Source organism: Pseudonocardia tropica (assembly GCF_040105315.1).
Taxonomy (GTDB): domain Bacteria; phylum Actinomycetota; class Actinomycetes; order Mycobacteriales; family Pseudonocardiaceae; genus Pseudonocardia; species Pseudonocardia alni.
The window spans coordinates 95,938-110,890 of the sequence record NZ_JBEDNP010000014.1 but is presented as its reverse complement, the minus strand read 5'-3'; the positions used below and the strand labels follow the sequence as shown (position 1 = coordinate 110,890).

The following is a 14,953-nucleotide window of genomic DNA, read 5'->3' as shown; positions in this document are numbered from 1 at the left end:
GGGCCCGAGGTCAGGTCGCCGACACCGGTCCCGGCCGCACCCCGGCGACACCGGTGGGCGGGGGAGCGGGGCAGCGCAGCAGCTGACGCCACTGCTCCGGGCTCCACCGCGCCGGGTCGGTGGACCCCAGGAACTCCTCCAGCACCCCGACGAACCGGGCCGGGTCGCTGTGGTGCGGGAAGTGCCCGGCGTCGTCGAAGACCTCCAGCCTGCTGCCCGGCATCGCGGCGTGCGCGGTGCGGGCGTGCGCCAGCGGTACGACGGCGTCCTGCGCGCCCCACACGAGCATCGTCGGCATCCCGCGGGTCAGGTAGCAGCGGTCGAGCATGGTCACGACCTGCCCGCGCCAGTCGACGACGGCGCGCAACGTCCGGATGAACGCCGTCCGCGACGTCGCGTCGGGCAGCGCGTCGACCAGCCGGAGCAGGTCGGCGGCGTCGCGGCCGAGGTGGGCCCCGACCAGGCGTAGCGCGTCGACGGCCCACCCGAGCTGCCACCGCAGCAGCGGCAGCTGCGAGGCCGCCAGCACCGCGTGCGCGCCGGGCAGGCTCACCGCGCGCAGCAGCGGCGTCACGTCGGGACCCGCCCCACCGGTCCCGACCAGCACGAGACGCTCGGTGCGCTCGGGGTACTGGTAGGCGAACTGCATGGCGACGCCGCCGCCGAGCGAGTGCCCCACCAGCGTCGCGCGGGGCACCCCGAGGACGCCGAGCAGGTCGCGGATCCCGTTCGCGTAGGCGGCGACGGAGTAGTCCGCGCGCGGCTTGTCCGAGTGCCCGTGGCCGAGCAGGTCCGGGGCGATCACCAGGTGCCGCCGGGCCAGCGCGGGGAACACCGCCTCCCACGTCGCCGAGCTGTCCCCGATGCCGTGCACGAGCACGACCGCGGGCCCGGAGCCGGCCACCCGGAACGCGCGACGGTAGCCGTGCACGGTGCGGAACCGCAGCTCCGAGTCCCGCGGCGGTACGACGCCGAGCCGGTCACCGACCGGTGCCGGGCGCGAGGTGGGGGCCGCCATCCGCCCGACGGTAGGACCGTCGCGTTACCCCGGTGTTGCCGTCGGCGAACGGCGGTACGGCACCTAGGGTCGACGGCGTGAGCGAGCGCTACCGGGTCGTCCCGGCGTCCTACGTCCTGCTGCTGCGTGGCACCGGTGAGCGCACCGAGGTGCTGCTCCAGCTGCGCGCCGGGACCGGCTTCATGGACGGCCACTGGGCCGCCGCCGCGGCCGGGCACGTCGAGGCGGGCGAGGACGCGGCCGCCGCCGCGGTGCGCGAGGCCCACGAGGAGCTCGGCGTCACCGTCGACCCCGCCGACCTCGTCCCGCTGACCGCGGTGCACCGCACCCAGCGCAACGGGAACCCGGTCGACGAGCGCGTCGACTTCTTCTTCACCTGCCGCCGCTGGACCGGCGAGCCGCGCCGCGCCGAGGACGGGAAGACCGCGGGCCTGGACTGGTTCGCCCTCACCGACCTGCCCGCCGACACGGTCCCGCACGAACGCGCGGTGCTCGAGGCCCTGCGCGACGGCGGCGTCGCCGCGGTCCGCAGCCACGGCTTCGACTAGCGGACTACTCCGGGTCGACGAGCTGGATCTCGACGGTGACGTCCGGGCTGTCGGTGTCGTCGGGGTCGATCGCCCAGTGCAGCACCCAGTCGACCTCGTAGTCGTCGCGCCGCCGGCCCGGCGGGGCGAAGTTGACCCACTCGCCGGCCCGGGGCAGCGTCTGGAACAGGCGGACGAAGTCGGGCTGCTGCCCGATCCTCACCCGCGCGGTGATCGGTGTCTGCGACGACGGGGAGCCCACGGCCGCGATGCTGCCCGACCGGCGCCCCGCGCGCCACGCCCGCCGGTTCAGGGCCGGACGGCGCCCAGGAACCAGCGGTCCACCGAGAACGGTTCGTCGCCGCAGAACGCGACGCCCGACGCCCACACGTCGACGTCGGCCCGGGTGAGCCCGCACCGGCCCGGCGCGGCGTCGGCGACCATCTCCCGCAGTGCGGCGCCGTAGCCGGTGGAGGCCGGACCGCGCATCGGCATCCGGCGCGTCCACTCCCCTCCGAACCCGGCGCGCTGCAGCAGCGGGCCCAGCTCGTAGGGCAGCCGCGACCGCGGCACCGTGGTGCACCACGCGTCGCGGATGCGGCGGTGCCGGTCCTGCCCGGGCCCGGGCCAGTGCAGCGAGGTCCAGTCCGTGTCCAGGACCAGCAGCCGACCGCCCGGGCGCAGGACCCGGTACAGCTCGGCGACGGCCGCCGGCAGGTCGTCGAGGAACTCGAGCACCTGCAGGCAGGCCACCGCGTCGTACGGCCCGCCGGGCAGCGAGCCCGGACCGGCCAGCGCGCGCTGCGTGACGACGGCCCGGGTGCCGCACCGGCGTCGCGCCAGCGTCACCATCACCGGGTCCGGGTCGACACCCGTGGCGCCCGGACCGACGGCCCGGGCGACCTCGTCGAGCAGATGTCCCGGCCCGGTCCCGACGACCAGGATCTGCTCACCGGCCCGCGGATCCAGCAGCTCCAGGGTCCGCTCCCGTTCGGTGCGGGCCTCGGCGGTGTCGTAGGTGTCCGCGACCCGCCGCGCGCTCGCGGAGTCGATCGGCATCATTCCGGCTCCGTGTCTCACCCGCCGGTGTAGCGCGCCGACTCGATCAACGCCTCCACCGACTCGGGTGGCACGCGGAACGAGCGCCCGAAGCGCACCGCGGGCAGCTCCCCGGAGTGCACCAGCCGGTACACCGTCATCCGGGAGACCCGCATCCGGTCCGCCACCTCGGCCACGGTGAGGAACGGCGCGTCCTGCCCGGACCGTTGCTCCGGGATCCCTGCCGCCATGCTGCGCCCCTCCTTCGCCGACCCGCCCCCAGGCCGACCTCTGATCACCGAACGCAGGGACGGTAGCGCGGATCGGGCCACCCTCCCGGTGCGAACATGTCCCACCCTAGGGTGGACTGTCCGGAAACCGTCGGCTCTCGGTGTCCGCCCGGACACGCGGCGTGATGACGTGACCCCGTGGGGGGTGCCGCGAGCCCGGACGCGCGTGGGCGGCCGTCTATCGTCGGGAGGTGACCGCCGCTCCCACCGTGACCGACGACGACCCGGACGGCGACTGGACCACGCCGGGCGTGTTCCGCAGCGCCCCCGGCGTCTACCGGATCCCGCTGCCGCTGCCCCAGGACGGGCTGCGCGCCGTGAACGTCTACGCACTCGCCGACGACACCGGCTGGACCCTGATCGACTCCGGCTGGGCGATCGACGAGGCCCGCGACCTGCTCGGGAAGGCGATGGCCGCGCTGGGCTCCGGTTTCGGCGACGTCCGCCGGTTCCTGGTCACCCACGCCCACCGCGACCACTACACCCTGGCCGCGGTGCTGCGCCGCGAGTACGGCACCCGGGTGCTGCTCGGCGCGGGGGAGCGGCCCAACCTGGAGGTCATCACCGATCCCGACCGCCCGCGGGACGAGCCCGACCGGACCCGGCTGCTGCGTGCCGGTGCCGCCGGCCTCGTCGACGAGCTCGGCCGGGCCGGACCGTGGCCGCGTCCGCTCCCCGAGGAGTGGGAGGCCCCCGACGAGTGGATCGCCGACCGCGCCACCATCGCCGTCGCCGACCCGGCGGGCACCCGCACCCTGACCGCCGTGGAGACCCCGGGGCACACCCGCGGGCACCTCGTCTTCGCCGACGAGGCCCACGAGCTGCTGTTCGCGGGGGACCACGTACTGCCCCGGATCACCCCGTCGATCGGCCTGCAGCCGTCGCCGGTGGCGAGCCCGCTCGGGCAGTTCCTCGACTCGCTGCGCCTGGTCCGGTCCCGGCCGGACGCGACCCTGCTGCCCGCGCACGGCCCGGTCGGCGGCAGCGCGCACGCCCGCACCGACGAGCTGCTGGCCCACCACGACGTCCGGCTCGCCCAGTGCCGCGACACCGTCGCCGCGGGTCACCCGACCGCCGACGCCGTCGCCCGGGTCCTGCGGTGGACCCGGCGGGAACGTCGGCTGGAGGACATGGACCTGTTCAACCGGACCCTCGCGGTGCTGGAGACCGGGGCGCACCTCGACGTGCTCGCCGACCTCGGTGAGCTGCGCCGGACCGAGGTTCCCGACGCCGCCACCGGGGTCGCCGTCGCCACCTACACCGCCTGACCCGCGCGCCGGGCCGCGACACGCCGGACGCCGATCACACGGTCGTCGTGTCGGGGTGGCTCCCCGGAGCGGAATCGGGCAGAGTGAGGTCACCGGAGTCCACTCACGCCACGGAGGTCACCACACCCACATCCAGCACATCAGTACCGCGGGTCCGAGCACCGGCCGCGCTGCGCCGAGGACGTAGGGGAAGACGATCCTCGTCGACGACAGCGGAGGTTAGCAGTGAGCACACGCGGAGTGGTGTTTGTCCACTCGTCGCCGACTGCGGTCTGTCCGCACGTCGAGTGGGCGCTCTCGGGCGTTCTCGGAACGCGGGTCTCCCTCGAGTGGTCCGCGCAGCCGGTGGCGTCCGGTCAGATGCGGGCCGAGTGCACCTGGAGCGGTCCCGCCGGGAGTGGCGGGGCTCTCGCGGGGGCGCTGAGGGCCTGGTCGATGCTGCGGTTCGAGGTGACCGAGGAACCGAGCGCCGGCGTGGACGGGGAACGGTTCATGCACGTCCCCGGCCTCGGCATGTGGCGCGGACGCACCAGCGCCAACGGTGACGTCGTGCTGCCCGAGGACCAGCTGCGCACGGTCATGGCCGAGCACGGCGGCGCCGGGCTGTCCCGGCGTCTCGACCAGCTGCTGGGCACCGCCTGGGACGACGAGCTGGAGTCCTTCCGCTTCGCCGGCGACGGCGCGGCGGTGACGCTGCTGACCCACCGGGTCGGCTGAGTCGGGCCGGGCCGGGCAGACTGTCGTCCCATGGGGGGCGAGAGGTGAACGGCCGGGCCGCGATCACGGTCGGCGTCCTGCTGGTGGCGCTCGTGGCCGTCGGCGGTGTCGCGTGGACGGTGTCCGGGACGACCCGTTCCGGCGTCGCCCCCGCGTCCGCGCCACAGACGGTGCCCGACAGCGGCGCGGGCAGCAGCGAGGTGACCATCAGCGCGGGCGCGGCCGAGCACCCGGCCGCCCAGCTGGTGATGCAGCAGGTGCAGCTCTACTTCAACGCGGTCAACGGCCGCGACCACGCGACCTGGACCCGCGTGGTGAACCCCGACACCGCCGACCGGCAGCCCCGCGACACGTGGCTGGAGGGGATCGGTTCCACCACCGACGGCACCATCCGCATCGACCGGATCGACTCCGCGAGCGGCGGCGGTGTGCTCGCCCTGGTGCGCTTCATCAGCGTCCAGGACCCGAACGACGGCCCGCCCGGTCTGCACGTCGGCCGGATCTGCTGGCAGGTCGCCTTCCCGATGGCGGGCTCACCGCCCAGGATGGACATCGGCAACCCCGACGGGATCCTGCGCGCCCCCTGCTGAGCGGGCCGTGCGGGTCCCCGGCCGAGGACCCGCACGGAACCGTCAGGCCTTGGTGAACACCAGCGAGGCGTTGTGCCCGCCGAAGCCGAACGAGTTGTTGACGGCGGCGTCCACGGTCATCTTCCGCGGCTCGCCGGCGACGACGTCCAGCTCCACCTTCGGGTCCTTGTCGGTCAGGTTGAGCGTCGCGGGGACGACGTCGTCGCGCACGCTCAGCAGCGCGATGATCCCCTCGACGGCCCCGGCCCCGCCCACGAGGTGCCCGAGCGCCGACTTCGGCGCGGTCAGCACCGGGTGGTCGCCGAACGCCCGCTTCACCGCGGTCGCCTCGCCCACGTCGCCGACCACCGTGGAGGTGGCGTGGCAGTTGACGTGGACGATGTCGGAGGCGGACAGGCCGGCCCCGGCCACCGCCTTCTGCATCGCCCGGATCTGGCCCTCGCCCTCGGGGTCGGGACCGGTGATGTGGTACGCGTCGGACGTCAGACCGACCCCGGCGAGGCGGCCGTGCACGGTGGCGCCGCGGGCCTTCGCGAACTCCTCGCGCTCGAGCACGAGCACGCCCGAACCCTCACCGAGGACGAAGCCGTCCCGCCCGGTGTCGAACGGCCGGGAGGCGCGCTCCGGGTCGTCGTTGCGGGTGGACAGGGTCCGCGACTGCACGAACCCGGCCACGGTGATCGGCACGATGCAGGATTCGGCGCCGCCCGCGAGGACGACGTCGACCTCCCCGTCGCGCAGCAGCTTGTAGGCCCAGGCCAGTGCCTCGGCGCCGGTGGCGCACGCCGAGGCGGGGGAGTGCACCCCGCCCTTGGCCTTGTACTCCAGGCTCACCAGCGCGGCCGGCCCGTTGGGCATGAGCATCGGCACGGTCAGCGGCGAGACCTTGCGCAGCCCGTGCTCCTCGAGCAGGTCGTCCTGCGCGAGCAGCGTCGGCGCGCCGCCGATGCCCGCACCGATGACGACGGCGAGCCGCTCGGCCTCGACCGCGGCCCCGTCCTCGCCGGGGATCGCGCCGAGACCGGCGTGCGCCCACGCCTCCTTGGCCGCGACCATCGCGACCTGCTCGCACCGGTCCATCCGGCGGGCCTGCACGCGCGGCAGGACCTCGGTGGGCTCCACGGCGAGCTGGGCCGAGATGGACACCGGCAGGTCGAACCGCTCGGTCCAGTCGGCCCGGGTGGTTCCCACCCCGGACTTCCCGGCGAGCAGCGCCTCCCAGGTGGAGGCGGCGTCCCCGCCGAGCGGGGTGGTGGCCCCGAAACCGGTGACGACCACTCCGTCGGTCATGACGTCTCCTTCTCCCCGGCGAGCACGGGCAGCCGCCCGCCGGAACGGGTCACTGGTGCTTGGCGATGAAGTCGACGGCGTCGCCGACGGTCTTCAGCTCGGCGAGCTGGTCGTCCGGGATCTTGGCGCCGAACTTGTCCTCGGCCTGCACGGCGATCTCCACCATGGACAGCGAGTCGATGTCGAGGTCGTCCACGAAGGACTTCTCCGGGGTCACCTCGGCGGTGTCGATGCCGGCGACCTCCTCGACGATCTCGGCCAGCCCGGTCAGGATCTCGGCGTTGTCAGCCACGATGGTTCTCCTTGCGCGGTGGTTGGGTGCGGGTGCCAGGTCGCCGGTGCCCCGTCAGGGGCAGACGACGACCTGTCCGGCGTAGGACAGTCCTGCGCCGAAGCCTACGAGGAGCAGCACGTCGCCGGACCGTACCCGGCCGGCCGTGCGCATGTGGTCCAGCGCCATCGGGATGGACGCGGACGAGGTGTTGCCGGAGTACACGATGTCGTCGGCGACGACCATGTCCTCCCGCGCGCCGTGGCGGCGCAGCTTCTTCGCGATCGCCTCGACGATGCGCAGGTTGGCCTGGTGCGGGATGAGCACGTCGATGTCGGCGGGGGTGAGCCCGGCCCGCTCGACGGCGTCCAGCGCGACGGGGGAGATCGCCGTCGTCGCCCACCGGAAGACCGCCTGGCCCTCCTGGTGCAGCTTGTTCGTGGTCTCGTCGAGGATCCGGATGGTCGACGCGTGGTCGCCCGCACTGCCCCAGCTGACCGGGCCGATGCCGACCTCGTCCTCGCCGTCCGCCGGTCCGAGCAGGGCGGCACCCGCGCCGTCGGCGAAGATGATGCAGGTCGAGCGGTCGTCCCAGTCGACCCAGTCCGAGAGCTTCTCGGCGCCGACGACCAGCACGTGCCGGGCCGAACCGGCGCGGATCATGTCCGAGGCGACGGCCGTGGCGTAGCTGAAGCCGGCACACGCCGCGTTGAGGTCGAACGCGGCGATGCCGTTCGCGCCCAGCGCGGTCGCCACCTGGGCGGCGGCGTTGGGGATCGTGTTGGGCATGGTGCACGTCGCGACGATCACCGCGTCGAGCACGGCCGGGTCGGCGCCCGCGTCCTCCAGCGCCGCCCGCCCCGCCGCGACGGCCATGTCCGGCAGCCGGGTGTCGGCGTCGGCGATCCGGCGCTCGGCGATCCCGACGCGGCTGCGGATCCACGCGTCGTCGGTCTCGACCCGTTTCTCCAGGTCGGCGTTGGTGACCACGTGCTCGGGCTGCCAGCTGCCGATGCCCAGGAAACGGGCCCCGGCGACGGTCGGGGTCGCTCGCATGGGGCTCACTTCCCGTGCTCGGAGATCAGGTCGACGGCGGCTTCGAGCTGCTCGGGGGTCTTGAGCGCCAGCGTCGGGGTGCCCTTGACCGCGCGCTTGACCAGCCCGGTCAGCGTCGCTCCCGGCGGCAGCTCGAGGGTCGCGCCGGTCCCGCGGTCGGCGAGGGTCCGCATGCAGGCGTCCCAGCGGACCGGCCGGGTGACCTGCGCGACGAGCCGGCTCAGCGCCTCGGCGCCGGTGTCGACGGTCCCGCCGTCGCCGTTGGAGAGCAGGGTGAGCGTCGGGTCCGACACCGGCACCGACGATGCGTGGCTCTCCAGTGCGGCACGCGCGGGCTCCATGTGCGCGGTGTGGAACGCCCCGGCGACCGGGAGCGCCTTCACCCGCGCCTTCTCCGGCGGCGACGCGACGAGCTCGGTGATCGCCTCCTTCGCCCCGGCGGCGACGATCTGGCCCGCCCCGTTGCGGTTGGCCGGGTCGAGGCCCAGTTCGGCGAGGCGGGCCAGCACGACCTCCTCCTCGCCGCCGAGCACGGCGGCCATCGAGGTCGGCGCGACGGCGCAGGCGGCGGCCATCTCGCGGCCGCGGACCCCGGCGAGGGCGACGGCGGCGTCCTCGGTCAGCACGCCCGCGATCGCGCAGGCGGTGATCTCGCCGATCGAGTGCCCGGCGACGACGGTCCCGGACGGCAGCTCGACCCGCTCGCGCAGGCGACGCGCGGCCAGCAGGCCCAGGGTGACGATCAACGGCTGGGTGACCGCGGTGTCGGTGATCTCCTCGGCGTCCGCGGTGGTGCCGAGACGTGCCAGGTCGAGCCCGACGGCGTCGGACCAGCCGGCCACGGCCTCCGCCGCGGCCGGGTCCTCCAGCCACGGAGCGAGCATGCCGGGGGTCTGGGCCCCCTGGCCGGGTGCGAGCAGGGCGATCACGGGGACATCACACACCTCTCGGGGTCGGCGCCGGGATACCGGTTACGACGAAGTCGGACCACCGAAGTTGTAGGAAACCTACGAAACTCAGGTGTGACCGGGGCCTCGTTACCGATCCGTAGGGGCCGGTGTTTGTAGGGTTCACGACAAGACACCGCCGGTCGCCGCGGCGACACCGACCGCGTCGGCAGCGCCGTGATCATGCTCCCCGGTCGGGTCCAGGGGCGTCAGCGGGGTGTGCGCGGCGACGGCCGGGCCGTCGGACGCGCGGGCGGTGCGGTCCGCGACGAGCGCGGCGCGCAACACGAACGCCTCCCGCGGGTCGGTGGGCGAGCGCCCGACGAGCTCACCGATGCGGCGCAGGCGGTAGCGCACCGTGTTGGGGTGGACGTAGAGCGCGCGGGCGCAGCCCTCCAGGCTGGCCCCGCCCTCCAGGTACGCGGCCAGGGTCCGCAGGAGCTCGCCGCCGGTGTCGTGCAGCGGGGCGAGGACGTCCTCGGCGAGCCGGCGCCGCGCCGCCGGGTCGCCGTGCAGGGCGCGCTCGGGCAGCAGGTCGGCGGCGTCGACCGGGCGCGGGGCGTCGGGGTGGCCGGGGGCCGCGGCCAGTCCGGCCAGCGCCTCGGCGACGGCGGCACCCGCGGTGGCCAGGTCGGTGCTGGGCGGGCCGGAGACGACCGGCCCGGGCCCGAAGTGCACCGCCACCTCGGCGAGCACCCGTGCGGTGACCGCGCTCGTCCCCGGCGCCGGCCCGGGCCCGGCCGGCGCCGGGCGCGCGGAGGCGGTCTCGGCGAGCCGGTCGGCGACCCGGCGCGCGGGGCGCCCGGTCAGGTGCAGCAGGACCACCAGGCGTCGCCCCTGGACGCCGACGAGCACGTCGTGGCCGAGCCGCGCGGCGACCCGGCGCAGCTCCACGATCAGCTGCGGGGACTCGGGGCCGGAGCCGGGGGCGGAGCCGACCAGGCAGTGCACCGGGGCGGCGGGGTCCCAGCCGAGCGCGGCGGCCCGGGACACGAGCGCGCCGTCGGTGTCACCGCGCAGCACGGCGTCGACGACGAGCGCCTCCAGCCGGGCGTCCCAGGCACCGCGGGACTCGGCGGCGCCGGCGTACACGGTGGCGGCGGCGAACGCGATCTCCCGGCCGAAGCGCAGCACGGCCTCGGTGAGCTCGTGGCGCTCGGTGCCGTCGTCGGCGAGCGGGGGCAGGTGCTCCTCGAACACGTCCGCGGCGATGCGCACCAGCTCGACGGTCTGGCGCAGGCTGATCCGCCGGGCCAGGTCGCGCGGCGCGATGCGGAACGCCTCGGCGGTCAGCGGGGTGGTGCGGTCCGGCTCGCGTAGCCAGGACACGAAGTTCGCGACGCCGGTCTGGGTCACCAGGGCCACGCCCGCGCGCTGGTCGGCGGGCAGCCCCGCGAACCAGGGGCAGCGCCGCTCCATCTCGGCCAGGCAGGCCGCGGCCAGCCGGGACGAGGCGAGCTCGAGGCGGCGCAACGTCGCGTCCGCGACCGGGTGGCGGTGCACGTCGGGCAGCATGACACGACGATGGGCGCACCCACAGGACACGTCACGCTGTACCGCGCGGGCTCGCGGGCGCGCACGGAGACCGGCTGGCTCGACTCGCGGCACAGCTTCTCCGCCGGCGCGCACTACGACCCGGCCAACACCCACTTCGGGTTGCTGCTGCTGCACAACGAGGACCGGCTCGTGCCGGGGCGCGGCTACGACGAGCACCCGCACCGCGACACCGAGATCCTCACCTGGGTCCTCGACGGCGAGCTGGAACACCGAGACAGCGCCACCGGGCGGACCGCGCGGGTCGGGCCGGGCGGGGTGCAGTACCTCGGTGCGGGGTCGGGGGTGCGGCACTCCGAGCACGCGACGCCGGCCGGGGGCGTGCGGTTCGTGCAGATGTGGGTGGTGCCCGATGAGCCGGGCGGCGACCCGCGCCACCTGGTGTGTGCGGCGGGCGCGTGGGCGCGCGGGGACACGGTCGTCCTGGCCTCGGGCCTGGGACGGCACCGGGAGGAGACCCTGCTGCCGCTGCGTCAGCGCGCGGCGGCCCTGTCGGTCGCACGGCTCGCGCCGGGGTCGGCGACGGTGCTGCCGACCGCCCCGTTCGTGCACGCGTTCGTGGCACGCGGGGTCGCGACGCTGGAGGACCTGACCGGTGACGAGCTCGGTACGGGCGACGCGGCCAGGCTCGTCGACGACGGCGGCCGGCGGGTGACCGCCGGACCGGAGGGGGCCGAGATCCTGGTGTGGGAGATGCACGCGGCGCTGGGGTGGTGACACCCGGACACCGCGGAACCCGGCCGGGGCGCGCGGGGCCTCGGCCGTGACGGGCTGCTGCCGGTCACCGCGACGGACGGGTGACCGGACGGCTCAGAGCGGCGTGACCCCGCTGGCCTGCGGCCCCTTCTGCCCCTGCTCGATGTCGAACGACACGCGCTGCCCCTCGTCGAGGCTCTTGTAGCCGTTCGTCTGGATCGCCGAGTAGTGCACGAACACGTCCGCACCACCACCGTCGGGGGCGAGGAAGCCGTAGCCCTTCTCGCTGTTGAACCACTTGACGGTGCCTTCTGCCATTCCTGCTCCCTGGAGATCATCGGCCCGGAGCACCTCGCCCCGGGACCGCGGGCCAGCGACGCACACGGTCGACGCCCTGGTCAGGACGGCGAGTCGCGAGGACGAGTGATCACCGCCACCGCCGTCGCGCGGAGCCTATCGTGATCTGCGCCGCCCTGGGAGGGGCGAAAAATCGGCGACGGCCCGCCTCCCCGTACGGGGCGGCGGGCCGTCGTGTGCGGGTGGGGTCAGGCGGCCCCGCCGTCGCCGATCTGCGGGCCGGCGGCCCGCGGGTCGTCGATCTTGTAGCCGGCCGCGGCCTCGGCCGCGGTCTCGGTCTTCACCAGGCCCTGCTTCGCCAGCACCGACAGCGCGCCGACGACGATCGACTCGGCGTCGACCGCGAAGTGGCGGCGCACGGCCGGACGGGTGTCGGACAGGCCGAACCCGTCGGTGCCCAGCGACAGGAACGGCGCCGGGGACCACTGGCGGATCTGGTCGGGGACCGCACGCATCCAGTCCGAGACCGCCACGACCGGGGCCTCGCCGTGCTCGCCGTCGCCCAGCTTCTGGGTCACGTACGGCACGACCGGCTCGTCACCGGGCTTGAGCAGGTTGGCGTGCTCGGCCTCGACGCCGTCGCGGCGCAGCTCGCCCCAGGACGTCACCGACCAGACCTCGGCGCGGACGTCCCAGTCGTCGGCCAGCATCGTCTGCGCGGTCAGCGCCCACGGCAGCGAGACGCCGGAGGCGAGCAGCCGCACCACGGGGCCGTTGCCCTCGGGCGCCGCGGCGAAGCGGTGCATCCCGCGCAGGATGCCCTCGCGGTCCACGTCCTCCGGCTCGGCCGGCTGGCGGTAGGGCTCGTTGTAGACCGTCAGGTAGTAGATGACGTTCTCGGGCTTCTCGCCGACCATCCGGCGCAGCCCGTCCTGCACGATGTGCGCGACCTCGAAGGAGAACGCCGGGTCGTAGGCGACGACGGCCGGGTTGGTCGCCGCGAGCAGCAGCGAGTGACCGTCGTTGTGCTGGAGACCCTCACCGGTCAGCGTGGTGCGACCGGCGGTGGCCCCGACGAGGAAGCCGCGGGCCATCTGGTCCGAGGCGGCCCAGATCGAGTCGCCGGTCCGCTGGAACCCGAACATCGAGTAGAAGATGTAGATCGGGATCATCGGCTCGTCGTGCGTGGCGTAGGACGTGCCCGCCGCGGTGAACGACCCGACCGATCCGGCCTCGTTGATGCCCTCGTGCAGGATCTGGCCCTGCTCGGACTCCTTGTAGGCGAGCATCAGGTCGGCGTCGACCGAGGTGTAGTTCTGGCCGTTCGGGTTGTAGATCTTCTGGCTCGGGAACATCGAGTCCATACCGAAGGTACGAGCCTCGTCCGGGATGATCGGCACGAAGCGCGCGCCGATCTCCTTGTCCTTGATGAGCTCGCGCAGCAGCCGGACGAACGCCATCGTCGTGGCGACCTCCTGCTTGCCGGAGCCCTTCTTGACGAAGTCGTAGACCTTGTCGCCGGGGAGCACCAGCGGCTTGCCGGCGGTCCGGCGCGACGGCAGCGGCCCGCCCAGCTGGCGACGGCGCTCCCGCAGGTACTGGATCGCCTCGTCCTTCTCCCCGGGGTGGTAGTACGGCGGCAGGTACGGGTCGGCCTCGAGCTGGGAGTCCGAGATCGGGATGCGCTGCTCGTCGCGGAACTGCTTGAGGTCGTCGAGGGTGAGCTTCTTCATCTGGTGGGTGGCGTTGCGGCCCGCGAAGTGCGTGCCCAGGCCGTAGCCCTTGATGGTCTTGGCCAGGATGACGGTCGGCTGGCCGTGGTGCGCGGTCGCCGCGGCGTAGGCCGCGTGCACCTTGCGGTAGTCGTGCCCGCCGCGCTTGAGCTTCCAGATCTCGGCGTCGCTCATCGGCTCGACGAGGGACTTGGTCCGCGGGTCGCGGCCGAAGAAGTGGTCGCGGACGTAGGCGCCGTCGTTGGCCTTGTAGGTCTGGAAGTCGCCGTCGGGCGTGGTGTTCATCAGGTTGATCAGGGCGCCGTCGCGGTCGCCGTGCAGCAGCGAGTCCCACTCGCGGCCCCAGATGACCTTGATGACGTTCCAGCCGGCGCCCCGGAAGAACGCCTCCAGCTCCTGGATGATCTTCCCGTTGCCGCGGACCGGGCCGTCGAGGCGCTGCAGGTTGCAGTTGACGACGAAGTTCAGGTTGTCCAGGCCCTCGTTGGCCGCGACGTGGATCAGGCCGCGCGACTCGGGCTCGTCCATCTCGCCGTCGCCGAGGAAGGCCCACACCTGCTGCTGGGAGGTGTCCTTGAACCCGCGGTCGCCCAGGTAGCGGTTGAACCGCGCCTGCATGATCGCGTTCATCGGGCCGATGCCCATCGAGACCGTGGGGAACTCCCAGAAGTCCGGCATCAGGCGCGGGTGCGGGTAGGACGGCAGGCCGCCGCCCGGACCGGCGTGGCTGAGCTCCTGGCGGAAGCCGTCGAGGCGGTCCTCGGACAGGCGGCCCTCGAGGAAGGCGCGGGCGTAGATGCCGGGGGAGGCGTGGCCCTGGATGTAGATCTGGTCGCCGCCGCCGGGGTGCTCTTTGCCGCGGAAGAAGTGGTTGAAGCCGACCTCGTACAGGGTCGCCGACGACGCGTAGGACGAGATGTGCCCGCCGACGCCGATGCCGGGCCGCTGCGCACGGTGCACGGTCATCGCGGCGTTCCAGCGCAGCCAGCGGCGGTAGGTGCGCTCGACCTCCTCGTCGCCGGGGAACCACGGCTCGCGGTCGGTCGGGATGGTGTTCACGTAGTCCGTCGCGGTCAGCGACGGGACGCCCACGTGCTTCTCACGGGCGCGCTGCAGCATCGTCAGCATGAGGTAGCGGGCGCGCTGCTGCCCGGCGTTGTCCAGGACCGCGTCCAGGGAGTCCAGCCACTCGGCCGTCTCCTCGGGGTCGATGTCCGGCAGGTGGGCGGCCAGCCCGTCCCGGATGACGTTGACGCGGCGCTTGTCGTCGCCGGGCGTGCTGCTCTGCGCGGTCAAGGGTTCTCCCTGCCTGATTCCGTCGGTGGCCGGGATCGCCCGGCCCTGTCTTTCCGCCGCCGGCTGTGGGGCGACGTCGCCGGCCGGACTCGACGGTCGTGGCCGTGGCTCGGTCCATCGTGCCTGTTCCGGCGTGGTCCCGAAACTCGTCGTTCACGAAGTCGGGCTCCGGCCGCGAGGATAGGTACTACTCGTACGTAACTGAACGGAGGGCGGGGTGACCTGCGTGTCACCGGGCCGCGAACCCCGAGCCGGTTGCATCCGGTCGGGCCCCCGTGATCGGATGCCCCATCCGATTTCGCGCGAAGGGTGGCGCCGGCACGCGGAACCGAAGACGATGGACTGCGTGAGCAGCGTGAAAGGGG

16 protein-coding genes are annotated in these 14,953 nt (G+C 74.0%); 5 read left to right on the top strand and 11 right to left on the bottom strand.

From position 1 onward, the window contains the following. Positions 1-10: 10 nt before the first annotated feature. The gene (locus WHI96_RS21585) at positions 11-1,018 is read right to left on the bottom strand and encodes an alpha/beta fold hydrolase (RefSeq protein WP_345651448.1); all 1,008 of its coding nucleotides are present in this window, start codon (positions 1,016-1,018) and stop codon (positions 11-13) included. A 77-nt stretch (positions 1,019-1,095) separates the two neighbouring features. Between WHI96_RS21585 and WHI96_RS21580 the strand changes: the two genes are divergently transcribed. Next, on the top strand, positions 1,096-1,566 hold the full coding sequence (locus WHI96_RS21580; protein ID WP_345651445.1) for an NUDIX domain-containing protein: 471 nt from the start codon (positions 1,096-1,098) through the stop codon (positions 1,564-1,566). Positions 1,567-1,570: 4 nt separating this feature from the next. On the opposite strand, the gene WHI96_RS21575 is transcribed toward WHI96_RS21580, so the two are convergent. The 3 genes from WHI96_RS21575 to WHI96_RS21565 are packed head-to-tail and all read right to left on the bottom strand — an operon-like array spanning position 1,571 to position 2,834. Then, entirely contained in the window at positions 1,571-1,807 is a 237-nt protein-coding gene (locus WHI96_RS21575; RefSeq protein WP_062396644.1) for a hypothetical protein, read from the bottom strand. 47 nt (positions 1,808-1,854) lie between these two features. Then, positions 1,855-2,607 carry a methyltransferase domain-containing protein gene (locus tag WHI96_RS21570; protein WP_345651442.1) on the bottom strand — a complete coding sequence of 251 codons (753 nt, stop codon included), beginning with the start codon at positions 2,605-2,607 and terminating at the stop codon, positions 1,855-1,857. A 14-nt stretch (positions 2,608-2,621) separates the two neighbouring features. Next, entirely contained in the window at positions 2,622-2,834 is a 213-nt protein-coding gene (locus WHI96_RS21565) for a helix-turn-helix domain-containing protein (protein ID WP_020623051.1), read from the bottom strand. Between the two features lie 230 nt (positions 2,835-3,064). Here WHI96_RS21565 and WHI96_RS21560 point away from each other — a divergent pair, with 230 nt between their 5' ends. From WHI96_RS21560 to WHI96_RS21550, 3 genes are all read left to right on the top strand, one after another. Beyond that, positions 3,065-4,141, top strand: coding sequence for an MBL fold metallo-hydrolase (locus WHI96_RS21560; RefSeq protein ID WP_345651438.1), 1,077 nt, complete (start codon positions 3,065-3,067; stop codon positions 4,139-4,141). 225 nt (positions 4,142-4,366) lie between these two features. Continuing rightward, complete coding sequence (locus WHI96_RS21555) at positions 4,367-4,858, top strand: DUF3145 domain-containing protein (protein ID WP_345651435.1); 492 nt, start codon at positions 4,367-4,369, stop codon at positions 4,856-4,858. A gap of 44 nt (positions 4,859-4,902) precedes the next feature. Then, positions 4,903-5,448, top strand: coding sequence for a hypothetical protein (locus WHI96_RS21550; RefSeq protein WP_345651432.1), 546 nt, complete (start codon positions 4,903-4,905; stop codon positions 5,446-5,448). 42 nt (positions 5,449-5,490) lie between these two features. On the opposite strand, the gene WHI96_RS21545 is transcribed toward WHI96_RS21550, so the two are convergent. The 5 genes from WHI96_RS21545 to WHI96_RS21525 form a co-directional block, all read right to left on the bottom strand. Beyond that, positions 5,491-6,738: a beta-ketoacyl-[acyl-carrier-protein] synthase family protein gene (locus tag WHI96_RS21545; RefSeq protein ID WP_345651429.1), complete on the bottom strand. Its 1,248-nt coding sequence runs from the start codon at positions 6,736-6,738 to the stop codon at positions 5,491-5,493. A 49-nt stretch (positions 6,739-6,787) separates the two neighbouring features. Continuing rightward, on the bottom strand, positions 6,788-7,030 hold the full coding sequence (locus tag WHI96_RS21540) for an acyl carrier protein (protein WP_020623056.1): 243 nt from the start codon (positions 7,028-7,030) through the stop codon (positions 6,788-6,790). 54 nt (positions 7,031-7,084) lie between these two features. Next, positions 7,085-8,065, bottom strand: coding sequence for a beta-ketoacyl-ACP synthase III (locus tag WHI96_RS21535; RefSeq protein WP_345651425.1), 981 nt, complete (start codon positions 8,063-8,065; stop codon positions 7,085-7,087). Between the two features lie 5 nt (positions 8,066-8,070). Beyond that, positions 8,071-8,994, bottom strand: coding sequence for an ACP S-malonyltransferase (locus WHI96_RS21530; protein ID WP_345651422.1), 924 nt, complete (start codon positions 8,992-8,994; stop codon positions 8,071-8,073). A 141-nt stretch (positions 8,995-9,135) separates the two neighbouring features. Beyond that, the gene (locus tag WHI96_RS21525) at positions 9,136-10,527 is read right to left on the bottom strand and encodes a PucR family transcriptional regulator (protein ID WP_345651419.1); all 1,392 of its coding nucleotides are present in this window, start codon (positions 10,525-10,527) and stop codon (positions 9,136-9,138) included. A gap of 9 nt (positions 10,528-10,536) precedes the next feature. Here WHI96_RS21525 and WHI96_RS21520 point away from each other — a divergent pair, with 9 nt between their 5' ends. Next, the gene (locus WHI96_RS21520) at positions 10,537-11,283 is read left to right on the top strand and encodes a pirin family protein (RefSeq protein ID WP_345651417.1); all 747 of its coding nucleotides are present in this window, start codon (positions 10,537-10,539) and stop codon (positions 11,281-11,283) included. Between the two features lie 93 nt (positions 11,284-11,376). On the opposite strand, the gene WHI96_RS21515 is transcribed toward WHI96_RS21520, so the two are convergent. After that, positions 11,377-11,580, bottom strand: a complete 204-nt coding sequence (locus WHI96_RS21515) for a cold-shock protein (protein ID WP_073577448.1) — start codon at positions 11,578-11,580, stop codon at positions 11,377-11,379. 227 nt (positions 11,581-11,807) lie between these two features. After that, positions 11,808-14,588, bottom strand: a complete 2,781-nt coding sequence (aceE, locus tag WHI96_RS21510; RefSeq protein ID WP_345651414.1) for a pyruvate dehydrogenase (acetyl-transferring), homodimeric type — start codon at positions 14,586-14,588, stop codon at positions 11,808-11,810. Positions 14,589-14,953: the final 365 nt, after the last annotated feature.

Coding starts and splice junctions, on each gene's coding strand:
- WHI96_RS21585 (WP_345651448.1), bottom strand. CDS start 1,018: ATGGCGGCCCCCACCTCGCGCCCGGCACCGGTCGGTGACCGGCTCGGC.
- WHI96_RS21570 (WP_345651442.1), bottom strand. CDS start 2,607: ATGATGCCGATCGACTCCGCGAGCGCGCGGCGGGTCGCGGACACCTAC.
- WHI96_RS21565 (WP_020623051.1), bottom strand. CDS start 2,834: ATGGCGGCAGGGATCCCGGAGCAACGGTCCGGGCAGGACGCGCCGTTC.
- WHI96_RS21545 (WP_345651429.1), bottom strand. CDS start 6,738: ATGACCGACGGAGTGGTCGTCACCGGTTTCGGGGCCACCACCCCGCTC.
- WHI96_RS21535 (WP_345651425.1), bottom strand. CDS start 8,065: ATGCGAGCGACCCCGACCGTCGCCGGGGCCCGTTTCCTGGGCATCGGC.
- WHI96_RS21525 (WP_345651419.1), bottom strand. CDS start 10,527: ATGCTGCCCGACGTGCACCGCCACCCGGTCGCGGACGCGACGTTGCGC.
- WHI96_RS21520 (WP_345651417.1), top strand. CDS start 10,537: ATGGGCGCACCCACAGGACACGTCACGCTGTACCGCGCGGGCTCGCGG.
- WHI96_RS21515 (WP_073577448.1), bottom strand. CDS start 11,580: ATGGCAGAAGGCACCGTCAAGTGGTTCAACAGCGAGAAGGGCTACGGC.